Consider the following 11,914-nt stretch of genomic DNA (forward strand, 5'->3'; position numbering starts at 1 on the left):
TTAATGAAACAGTTGCAACAAACAGTACGATGTATTAGACATATAGACCACATTATTACAACATAAGAACGAGTGGGGAGTCATGCAGAAAAATAATATATCTGGGTTAACATAATATACATTACATTTCGGTAGTGATAATTTATAACTTAATTTATAAATATCATTTATAGTTGCTTTTTTACTTCGATTCAATGAAAGCCATAATTCAATCTCATTCATACAATCACAATCATTGCATTCATTTATATACGTCGTTTGTGGTAGCTGGTTAATATTATTAAATGAACTGTTCCATCAGTAATTTGAATTTCAGCTGACTAAACAAATTTAATCTACATCGCATATCAACGCTCATTACACATCTTTATCGATGCCATTTAATAATCCAAATGATATAATTTGTTCCTACAACTGTCGTCATATTTGAATTTATTTTTGTGATTTTTTTATGTTGCGATAAATTTAGATTCAATCATTTATCATTTGATTATTGTTAAGATCTGTGATGCCTCATTTAATACTTCAGATAGCATTTACAACTGTTCCAAAATTCTATGAGCTATCATTATCTATAAAATTTTGTTGATACCAGTTCATCTTTAAAATTAGACATAAAAATAATACCGGTCAGAAATTAAGTCTCTGCCCGGTATTTGTAATATTATTTAAATAATCTGTCAAACCAATTTGCTTTTCTTACAATAATCGACGTGTTTTCATTTGGTGTATAAACTTTACGATTTTCCTGAACCTCTTCGGTATTTAAGAAACTTACTGGTTTGTATTTACAACTTCTAGCCATTGTTTGGATAATTAATTTGGGTTGTTTTTTCACTGTATTTTGTTCCATGATCCTTTTCCTTTCAAAAAAACATCTAATGCAACCTACAGTTATATTGTAACATATTTCACTATATTTCACAATAAAGATTAGATTTAAAACCCCTTAGTTCATTTTCATAAAATGATGATTAACCTTATAATGTATGCGCTTATACGAGTGTTTTCAAAGTGTATATTAATCAGATTTTCATTATTAATTAAAAGTTTTTTCACAATCTGATTAACAATGATAACTTTCTTATTATTTCTAAATAATCAATTAAAAACGATGATTCTTAATAAGGAAATGATTAGAAACTCCATTTAACCAATGAGTAAAAGCTAGCATGTCTTATTTACCGCCCTGTTCATCATTTGACTTTTTTATCCAGGATTAACGATGTTTTTTGTCAATAATGTTCCGTTTTAAAATAGATATTATCATTTTTTCTTAAAATAAATACTAAGCCAGTATCGTAATATATAGTATTAATGGGGCTGGGCAAAAACATATAGTTCCATTTGGTTTAATCAGTCCAGTGGTTAAGTGGCATCAAATAAGTATCATATGGCAGATTTTATAGACATATTTGATCCCTACTCTGCTGGAAAGGAAGATAGACATCAATCGATGGCCCACTCCTATTATATAGTCATTATTTAGCATCTTCGATGACCAGATTTTCTAATGTTTGGTATAAATCGCCTGCGGTCAATGAGGCCAACTCTGTCTTTTGATAAATACGACTAATTTGTCCACGATGCATCACAATTAAACGATCGCAATAATCAAGCGCATCTTGCAAATGGTGAGTAATCATTAAAGTCGTCAAACCATAATTTTTGATCATCAATTGCGTCATCGCCATCACTTGCTTGGCAGTTCTAGGATCCAATGCGGCTGTATGTTCGTCCAATAATAATAATTCTGGTTTTTGGATGGTCGCCATAATCAGTGATACCGCTTGTCTTTGACCACCTGATAAATTTTCCATGGGGACGTCTAAACGGTTTTCTAAATCTAGTTTAAAGGCTGCTAATTCCTTCAACATTTTTTGATAATTTTCTTTAGTTAGTGAGCGAGAAAAGCCTCGTTGTTCACCTCGTTTTTGAGCTAGCATTAAATTTTCAAAGACGGTCATTCGTGGTGCGGTGCCCATCTGAGGATTTTGAAAGACACGCCCTATTTTTTTAGCAATATCACGCTTCTTCATTTTACGGATGGCGACTCCTTCAATTAAGATTTCACCACTATCAATAGGTAATTGACCGGTTAAGCAGTTCATCAAAGTTGATTTACCGGCTCCATTAGTCCCAATGACGCCAATCACTTCGCCTGCATTGATTTTTAAATTGATATTTTTTAAGCCAACTACTTGTTCACCTGTTTGACGTTGAAAATGTTTCGTTACTTGATTTAATTCAATCGTTGCATGACTCATTATTGAGCACCACCTTTCTTAAGATTTTTGAATCGTTTAGAAATTGAAGGTAAAGCTAAGAAAATCGCTAAAACGGTAGCAGAAATTAATTTAAAATCATTGGCATTAAATCCTAATTGCAGTACATAAACAAGGATTAAACGATAAATAACTGCTCCAGCAACAATCGATAACAGCCTTAAGGGTAAAGTTAAATTTTTCAGCAATACTTCGCCAATTACTATCGATGATAAGGCTACTACCACGGTTCCGACCCCCATTGAAATATCCGCATAAGCATTGTCCTGAGCAATTAAAGCACCACTTAAACCGATAATTCCATTGGCTAATACTAAAGCAAATCGTTTCATACGTGCGGTTGAAATACCTAATGCGTCTGCCATTATTTCATTATCTCCGGTTGCGATCACCGCTTGTCCAAAGTCAGTTTTAAAGAATAAGGCTAATAAGAGAATAACAATCCCAACTGTCGCCAGACCAATCAGTGTTCTTTGTAATATATCTGAAGCGAATAATCCCGATAAGGTGTCATAAATGGTCGTTAGACCTCTAAATGAAACATTGGGTTTGCCCATAATTCTGAGATTGATTGAATAAAAACCTGTTAAAGTAATAATACCAGCTAATAAGGACGGTATATCAAACAGAGTCATTAAAAGTCCAGTGACATACCCTGCAACCATTCCACCTAAAATCGCTATCACTGTTGCGACTAATGGATGAACGCCACTAGACGCTAATGCAACTGCTACTGATGCACCCATGGTAAATGAGACTTCACTCGTTAAATCAGCAAATCGTAAAATACGGAATGTTATATATAAACCAATCCCCATAATGCCCCATAAAATTCCTTGAGACATCGCATTAAAATAAATTGAAAAATTATTATTTGTTGTGGCAGTTGTGTTAACTTCATTTTCTGCAATCATACTTTCTTCTTGTTCATCAATCGTAATGCCTAATTTTTCAGCCGTTTCATAATTATAAACAGGTTGTTTATTTGTTACTAATTGAATCGGCATTTCAGCTGGATTTTGACCTTTTAGGATGTCAATCCCCATCGTTGCTGATTGTATCCCAATGGATTTTTGATTAATGGCGATCGCTGATAAAGCGCCTTTTTCGACAAAACTGTCAATCGTCGTAAATACCGGAATGCCTGCTTTATCGGTTACATCTAATAAAGTATCAATTGAACTGGCGATGGAATTATCAGAACCAACAAAAATAGCATCCACTTGTTTAGCTAAATTTTCTGCGACTAATTGCATATCTAGTGTAGAATCAATCCCCGTAATGATTGTTTCTATATTATATTCTTCTGCTACGACTTCAGCTTTTTTCAATTCTGCTAAGGAATTGTCTTCACTCGTTGTATAAAGCATACCTAAAGTTTTTAATTCTGGTTGTAATTGAACGATTAAATCAAATTGTTCCTCAAACTGAACAGCGTCACTAACACCGGTAATGTTGCCACCTGGCTGGTCCAATGAATCAACTAATGAAGCTGCAAGCGGATCGGTAATACCTGCTAATACAATAGGAATCTCCGTAGTTGCATCGGCTACTGCTTGAGCAACGGGTGTTGTTACTGCAAAAATTAAATCAGGTTGATTATGAATAACCGTATCCGCAATTGAACCAAGCAAATTCATATCCCCTTCTGCATTATGAAATTCAATGGTTAAATTATCGCCTTCTTGATACCCACCTTCAGCCAGTCCTTCTTTAATCCCCAACACAATTTGATCCAATGAAGGATGACTTACTAATTGAATAATAGCAACTTTAGCTTCCTCTTTTGCTGAAGCGATTTGGATATTAATGGATAATGACATCATAACTGTTAAAGCTAACAGTGTTGTAAATAACTTATAAAGTTTACGCATCTTTTTTCCTCATTTCTTATAAAATAAAAAGCTCGACACTGGCCCCACATACTATGGGACCCTTGTCGAGCATAAAAAAATACCACATAGTATGTAATATCAGTACATCTACGTGGTAAACTCTTGAAAATCGCCACATAGATACAGAACAGTCTAAACTGGGCTGTATCCGTGGAGTATGTTCTCCAAGTCTACAACCTATCTATGCCAACTTTGCCAGCGATTTGATTTTGTTGAAAAAATTGAAAACATACTCTATAGCTCCTCTCCTAAATGTTATCTTAATAATAACACCGGATTGAAAGAGTGTCAATGGTATTTTCATTATATTTTAATTTTATGATAAAGGATTTAATTTCATATACAAAAGAAAGCTCGTTACTACTGATGAGTTTACCATTCTAACAACTAAGGCTGGTTCGTTTCAATGGTTTCTTTTAGAATACGTGCGTATTGATCGCGTCCGCCAAAATCGGGATGAATGCCATCATCAATAATCCACTCTCGATGATTTTTAACTTGAGATTCCCAATCAATAATTTTTAAATTCGGATATTGACTGGCTAGCTCATAGATTACTTGATTGGTACTTGCCTCCCATTGTAAAAATTCTCCATAAACGGTTACCCAATACACTTCACGGTCTGGCCCAAGTAAGTCCATTAATTCTTGTCCAAAGCTAATATCAAAGTAGCCATTGGTACCTAAGGCAATTACCACGCGATTAGCCATCGTTCCATTAGCAATCATCTGTCTAAATAAATCTGCTACTTCATAGGCTTGACGTGATTCCTCGGCTTCAATGTATGCATTTGGAAATGCTGCTTGAACTTCTTTTACTGAACCTAATAAAACGGAATCACCAATTAAAGTAATCGGTTGTTGGGTCACATCTGCACTGTCCTGCGTGACGGTCGTTGTTTCCGGTTCAGCTTCAGAATCATCATCAGATTCAGCGGTTGTTGCAACCGTTGTTTCGGTTTCATTAACCATGTCAATCGTCGTTTCTGCTGATTGATTTTCCTTAGCTATCTCCCTTTGTTTTGCTAACAACTCACTATTAGCTGCCAAATCAGCTTCTAATTTACTCTTGGAATCATCCGCTTTTGATGATGCGACTAAAAGTAAAGCTAGCCCTAAGGCAGATACGCCATAAAGTACATTACGCGTCATTTTTACATATTGCTGAAACGCAGCTTCATCTTTAAACCATTGACTAACGAAATTAAATTTATTATTAATTAATCGATATGACAACTCCGCTAATAAGATAAAGATTAAAAATTGTATTGTTAAACTAATGAAACTTGGTTTAATTTTTAGCGAGTTGGATATAAACATGACCGCATAATGCCATAGGTATAACTCATATCCTCTAGATCCAATATAAGTTAACACTGGATTGTCAAGCAGACGTCCAAATGGTAAATGATTTTGAATGGCCAAAATTAAAAGGATACCAAATAAAAACGTCATCATTGAAAGTCCGATATAATAGGTAGAAGGATATTGACCATCCATCAAGAATACCGCTAAAATTGTGACCGCTAAAATGGCACCAAATGTTAAATACAAACGATTAACACTAAACTCTTCTATAAATCGTGTGATTTTACTAGATCGCACTAAACCTAACCACACACCTAATAAAATCGCGGAAATACGCGTCGCGGTGTGATAATACAAAATCGAGATATCGACTCCCTTATAATAACCAAAGGCCATACAAAGCATCGAAATACCCGTCAGCATTAAAAACAATACCCGATAATCATTCCCTCGTACTTTAGCTTTTTGATAAATGACAAATACCCATGGCCAAACGAGATAAAATTGTAATTCAATCGCTAAAGACCATAAATGTGTAAAGGGTGAAGCACTGGTGACTCGATCAAAATAAGATGCATTTTGAGCAATTTGCCAAAAGTTATTATAGCCTAGAAAAGCACTCATCACTTCCGGTGTACGTCCAATTAATAATCTTGGTAAAAATAAATAACAAAATAATGAAATAAGTCCAATAAACAAGAATAATGGCGGAAAGATTCTTTTTACTCTTGATTGATAAAATCTTAGAATCGAATATTGGTCTCTATGCCACTTTTTGGTATCTAAACTTGATAATAAATATCCAGATAAAATAAACAACAGTGGAACTCCTAAATAACCACCTTTAACAACTCTTGGGAAAAAATGATATAAAATAACCAGTAAAATTGATAATCCTCTTAAACCATCGAGACCCGTAATTCTTTTAGTTACTGCAACTTGCTTTTTCTCTAAATCCATAAGACACTCTCCCTCATATGACAAAATTAAGTCTATCATATTATTATGAATTTTCAATGAACTAATGCTAAAAAAAGTATAAAAATATAATAAAAAAACTGGGACTATTAGCCCCAGAAAATTTAAATTATATTAAAAGAATTAAGGAATCACCAAAGTATTTCCTGGATAAATTGGTGAGTCAGTCGTAACCCCATTGGCTGCTGCTAAAGCATTCACGTCTACCCCATAAGTTCTAGCGATACCATACCAAGTTTCGCCTGCTGCAACTGTATGAGTTTGTCCACTTGGTTGTGCTTCCGTAACAGCTTCTGTCACTGGTGGTTCCGTTACTTGTGCCACTTCTGCTGTTGTCTCATTTACATCAACTGGAGCGACCGTCTCTTCTTCGCCTTCATTGTTTCCATTTTGCACAAAGGTTCCACTAGTCGTCGTATCTTCTTCTGCTTTTGATTCGGTCGTCGCTTCTGATTTACGCGTAATCATCACGCTAGTAGCAGTTTGAGGGGTATTATTATTTGTAGGCGTATTAGCTTTAACAAACCAATATAATAAAAATGGTGTTAATACGGTTAAAAATAAAATCCCTAATAAAACTCTAGACATATTCGACGCTTCTTTAACAGGTTGGTTTCTAGAGGTTCTTGAATACTTTCTTTGTTTTAAATTCTCATCAGAACCAAAGCGATTGTTCCAAGGCGCCTTTGCTTTGTCAACCGTTTCATTGGGTTCTGGACGGCGTGAATTTTCATTATCCGTTGTCATTACAATTCCTCCTATTTATGTTACAATTATGAACATAAGTATGCGTTCTGTTTGATGATATACTAAATATACATCACATGATATAATAACATTACTATACCATATCTGTAAGCATTTTACACCTATTTGATACTAAATTGTAATATTATTTTAAGAAAAGGAGCCCAATATGACACAATTACACGTTATTCCAGAGAAATGTATTGCCTGTGGCAAATGTTTTTTAAATTTCCCCGATGTTTTTGACTGTAATGATGAGGGAATTGCATTTGTAAAAAAAGAAAGCTCACCTCAGCAACAAGCCGCAAGTGAGCGTGCCCTTCACGATTGTCCTACAAAGGCTATTAAATGGTTACCTTCGAAGAATTAATCGGTAAATGATAATCTTCATATTCAATATTTCGTTTTGAAATTTCTGGCCAAATTTTTTCAACGACAATTAATTGCCCCACTGATAAAATGACCCCTTTAATTAAATTAAATGGGATAATGACACTTAATAAATAGGCCGTAATATCCGGTATAGGAAAGTTCATGACCGTCACATAAATAGGTAATGCTACAAAATAATTAAATAGTCCCATTGAAACGACTAAGCCTAAAATGAGTGTTAAACTCATAAATATTTTACGAACAGTTGGTTTAAAACGATCAGTATGTTTTAAAATAAAATGTGTCGGTAAGAACATCGCCATACTAGCAAGAAAACTCATCATGGTGCCAATAGGAAGCCCTGCTTCCCCACCTTTCATCATATAGTTAACTGAATCCCTTATTAATGCGACAGCTACTGCGCCAATAGGTCCTTTAATCATCATACCGATTAAGACCATTAAATCACTAAAGTCAACTTTTAAAAATGGTGCGGCCGGTAAAATCGGAAAATCAAACATCCGCAACACGATTGCCCATGCACCTAAAATCGCCAACAGTACTAACGAAAACAAATTTTTGTTTTTCATTTTTTTCTCTCCTTTTTGTCTCTAAGTGAGCTAAAAGGGATTGGTTACGTTATTCAAATAAAAAGACGTGCAGTATACTTGCTATTGTAAAATCTTCAGCAAATACACTACACGTTTTAAAAACATGAATGACGTATCCATCTTCTCCCATCCAGACTTTACTGTCGGTACTGGAATTACACCAGTTCAACTAATATCACCATTAGCTCGTGGACTTTACCACCGGTCGGGAATTACACCCTGCCCTGAAGACTTTTATTTTATTAACTTAATTATAAAGCATTTTCAAAAAATTGTCAAATTACTTCAAAATCAAAATTTCAATTTATTTTGAAAAGATATTTCGTCTTGATTATCTTTAGTTAAAGTAAATACTCTGCAATAATCTTTCAGAAAACTCTTGAATTTTAATCGTAGAATTATTTTGATAAACAACCCCTTCGATTAACATACCGTGAGCATGTAAAGTATCAATTTCGCCAAATTTAGGGGAAATAATATTGCCTGTTTCAATATTGATTGATAATCCACCAAAATCATCAATCTGAACATATTCATGATTCACTAAATGATATAATAAGGAATCTTTTGTTAAATCTGCTTTATTTTTCAATACCATTCCTGTCGTATTAATGACCCAATCTACCTTTTGATGATCTGGGTTTTCTAACACCAATGCAAAACCGTCATTATCGATTGCTTCGATATCGGATACTTCATCAAAAATGATCACTCTTTCTTGATTAACAGCTTCGATAATCTCTTCTGCTGATGAAGGTGGTACTGGGTTTCTTAATTTAACAATTAATTTATGGTATTTGGCTGCATATTGTTCACGATCTGTTTGACGCATGGCGCGCCATCCTGTGGTTAATAAATTGGTAACTTGTAAAGCAATCGCTTGTAATTTACCAACTCTTTCGGCGTTAGCTATTGTTAACCTCAATCCCCTAACACCCGTTGCAAAATACTGAACGATAATTTCATCTAGATCGAAACCATAATGTTTCATTTCATTTAACAATAATTCTTGGAAATCTTCGAAATACAAATACCCTGAACGTTGCTCAATCAATTGATTCATTTTTTCTTCAGTCAAATAGTGAAATTCAGGAACTTGATCATCGCCTCTTACAGTTGGAAAATAGCCGCTTTTTGAAAAGACAAAAATTTTCTCAACGTTTGTTTCATGAATTAAATATTTAATCATATCAATACTGGTTAATCCTGTACCAATGACAGCTACATGATCTTGAGCCGTGAATTTATCTTTAATTTGAGTTAAAGGATACGGATTATGGATGTATTGTTTTTGTCCTAATAACTGATAATGATCGATAACCGGTAATTCTCCACAACAAAGATGGACGCGGTCAAATAAGTTTACTTGTCCATTATCGTCTTCGATGACCCATTGTCCCTTTTGATAGTCCACTGTTTTAACCATATGGTGATGAACAGTTACTTGCAATGCTTGGATCAGTTCATTGGTTTTTTCTAGATTATAATCACCATACCAGGAACGGGCTGTATAGTCATATGGTTGATAATCAGGATTGTTTTTTAACCAATGATAATACTCTTCCATATTTTCATAATCAATGCTGATTTCATAACTTCGTGAATTAATTAATGCGCCCAAGTAATCTTCACTAAAAGGAATCCCTTTTCCGATTCGCTCATTAATATCATAAGCATGGATATCAATTTCCAATGAAGGCTCCTGACTCTTTATTTTTTGATAGGCTCGTAAGACGCCCGAGCCACTAACACCTAATCCAATAATCGCTACTCTTTCCATTAATAGCCTCCTAATATTTTTTCTCATAGATTTTTAATTTCTCATTGACTTTTTCTTCAAAATAGCCTAAGCTATCATTATATTATCAATACCGGTTGATATTTAGCAGAAGAGCGTGGATTCGATCATCCCCACCGAAGGAGCAAAACTCTCAGGTACTTAGCAATAAGTAAGACTGTTAAATGACGGAACTCTGGAGAGACCATTAATTTGGCGCCGAAGGGGCAAGGCTTTGCTCAATCTCTCAGGCAAAAGGACAGAGAAATTGTTTTGATGGTTTATTTGTTATACCTATTATATTATAACATGATACCATAACAACTTCTTACCAATTCCGGAGTAATAGAGAAATCTATTGCTCTTTTTTTATTGATAATAACATTATAAAATAGGAGTGGTATGAATGGTAGTAGATTTATTTCAAATGATTGATGATTTTATTTGGGGACCTCCCCTTTTAATCTTATTAGTAGGAACAGGTATTTATTTAACATTCGTTTTAAGAGGAATACAATTTAATCAATTGTTCCATAGTTTGCGTTTAATCTTTAAAAATGAAACAGATTCAGATGGCGATATTTCCAGTTTTGCTGCTCTTTGTACAACATTAGCAGGTACAGTGGGAACAGGTAATATTGTTGGCGTAGCGACCGCCATTGCTATCGGTGGACCTGGTGCTTTATTTTGGATGTGGTTTGCAGCACTGTTTGGGATGGCAACCAAATATTCAGAGGGTCTGTTAGCTGTTAAATTTCGTGTTAAAGATGAACAGCAACATGTTTCTGGCGGACCGATGTATTATATTTTAAACGGTATGGGACAGAAATATCGTCCATTAGCGACGATGTTCGCCTTTAGTGGTATCTTAGTAGCGCTTTTTGGTATTGGAACTTTCACACAAGTCAATGCCATTACAGAAGCGCTCCACAATCAATTTGCGCTATCAAACTTGCTTACGGGTTTTATTTTAGCCTTGTTAGTCATGCTAATTGTCTTTGATGGTATTACGATTATTTCAAAAGTCGCTAGTTTTATCGTCCCTTTTATGGCTCTTTTGTATATTGCAGCATGTCTTTTTATCATTATAGCCAATTGGCAGTTATTAGATGATAGCTTATTACTTGTTATTCAATCTGCTTTCACTAAAACGGCCGCTACGGGTGGATTTGTCGGTTCTACTATGAAAGCTGCCATTCAGAACGGTATTGCTCGTGGTGTGTTTTCAAACGAATCGGGATTAGGTAGTTCGCCGATTGCCAGTGCTGCAGCAAAATCAAACTCTGCGGTTGAGCAAGGTTTAGTTTCAATGACAGGAACGTTTATCGACACAATCATTATTTGTACCTTAACAGGTATTGTCTTAATTATTACCGGTGCTTGGCAAACAGAGTTCCGTGGAGCCAGTATGACACAATATGCATTTAATGCTTATTTTAGTGAATACGGTACCTTCATTTTGACCATTAGTTTATCTTTATTTGCCTTTACTACCATTTTAGGATGGAATTACTACGGTGAACGTTGTTTTGAATTTTTATTTGGTTTGAAATATATTCGCTATTATCATCTATTTTTTGTTTCCATGGTCTTTATCGGTTCGTTTTTAAATTTAGACTTAGTATGGATTATTGCTGATATCGTCAATGGGTTAATGGCCATTCCCAATCTTATTTCACTGATTGCCTTATCGCCGATTATCATCAATGAAACTCGAGCTTATGTTAAAGCAAAACAATATAATAATGTAACTCGATTAGAACCAATAAAGTATTACTAAATAAAAGACGCAAACAACTTACATAACCTGCCATAGAGGTTATGATGCAAGCTGTTTGCGTCAAGTTTTTATACGAATTCCTAAGTTAATCGTTTAATTTTTAAGATTTAACTAGGAATCAATTTTTCTTCAATGAGTCACTATAATATTTATATACAAGG

General features: G+C 34.5%; 9 protein-coding genes and 2 riboswitches. Of the genes, 2 read left to right on the top strand and 7 right to left on the bottom strand.

Translation table 11 applies throughout. From position 1 onward, the window contains the following. Positions 1-664: 664 nt before the first annotated feature. The 5 genes from CYJ72_RS00840 to CYJ72_RS00860 all read right to left on the bottom strand — a co-directional run bounded on the left by CYJ72_RS00840 (position 665) and on the right by CYJ72_RS00860 (position 7,213). Positions 665-853 carry a hypothetical protein gene (locus CYJ72_RS00840; protein ID WP_071408738.1) on the bottom strand — a complete coding sequence of 63 codons (189 nt, stop codon included), beginning with the start codon at positions 851-853 and terminating at the stop codon, positions 665-667. Between the two features lie 628 nt (positions 854-1,481). Further along, positions 1,482-2,267: an ABC transporter ATP-binding protein gene (locus tag CYJ72_RS00845; RefSeq protein WP_284630156.1), complete on the bottom strand. Its 786-nt coding sequence runs from the start codon at positions 2,265-2,267 to the stop codon at positions 1,482-1,484. Beyond that, a complete protein-coding gene (locus tag CYJ72_RS00850; protein WP_284630157.1) occupies positions 2,267-4,159 on the bottom strand; it encodes an ABC transporter substrate binding protein in 1,893 nt (630 codons plus the stop codon). The genes CYJ72_RS00845 and CYJ72_RS00850 overlap by 1 nt, the downstream gene beginning before the upstream one ends. Before the next feature lie 408 nt (positions 4,160-4,567). Next, positions 4,568-6,448 (bottom strand): acyltransferase family protein, encoded by a 1,881-nt coding sequence (locus CYJ72_RS00855; protein WP_284630158.1) that lies wholly within the window; start codon positions 6,446-6,448, stop codon positions 4,568-4,570. 141 nt (positions 6,449-6,589) lie between these two features. Further along, positions 6,590-7,213, bottom strand: coding sequence for a LysM peptidoglycan-binding domain-containing protein (locus CYJ72_RS00860; RefSeq protein ID WP_284630159.1), 624 nt, complete (start codon positions 7,211-7,213; stop codon positions 6,590-6,592). 169 nt (positions 7,214-7,382) lie between these two features. Between CYJ72_RS00860 and CYJ72_RS00865 the strand changes: the two genes are divergently transcribed. After that, positions 7,383-7,583 carry a ferredoxin gene (locus CYJ72_RS00865; protein ID WP_284630160.1) on the top strand — a complete coding sequence of 67 codons (201 nt, stop codon included), beginning with the start codon at positions 7,383-7,385 and terminating at the stop codon, positions 7,581-7,583. Here the strand turns inward: CYJ72_RS00865 and CYJ72_RS00870 are convergent. Next, positions 7,558-8,175 carry an ECF transporter S component gene (locus tag CYJ72_RS00870; RefSeq protein WP_284630161.1) on the bottom strand — a complete coding sequence of 206 codons (618 nt, stop codon included), beginning with the start codon at positions 8,173-8,175 and terminating at the stop codon, positions 7,558-7,560. The two genes, CYJ72_RS00865 and CYJ72_RS00870, sit on opposite strands and share 26 nt — an antisense overlap. Before the next feature lie 135 nt (positions 8,176-8,310). Then, positions 8,311-8,432: riboswitch (FMN riboswitch) on the bottom strand. Between the two features lie 101 nt (positions 8,433-8,533). Further along, complete coding sequence (locus tag CYJ72_RS00875) at positions 8,534-9,976, bottom strand: FAD/NAD(P)-binding protein (RefSeq protein WP_284630162.1); 1,443 nt, start codon at positions 9,974-9,976, stop codon at positions 8,534-8,536. Between the two features lie 183 nt (positions 9,977-10,159). After that, a riboswitch (glycine riboswitch) is annotated at positions 10,160-10,246 on the top strand. A 133-nt stretch (positions 10,247-10,379) separates the two neighbouring features. Here CYJ72_RS00875 and CYJ72_RS00880 point away from each other — a divergent pair. Beyond that, complete coding sequence (locus CYJ72_RS00880; protein WP_284630163.1) at positions 10,380-11,753, top strand: alanine/glycine:cation symporter family protein; 1,374 nt, start codon at positions 10,380-10,382, stop codon at positions 11,751-11,753. Positions 11,754-11,914 lie beyond the last annotated feature (161 nt).

It is taken from the genome of Globicatella sanguinis, from assembly GCF_002847845.2.
In the GTDB taxonomy this organism is placed as follows: domain Bacteria; phylum Bacillota; class Bacilli; order Lactobacillales; family Aerococcaceae; genus Globicatella; species Globicatella sanguinis.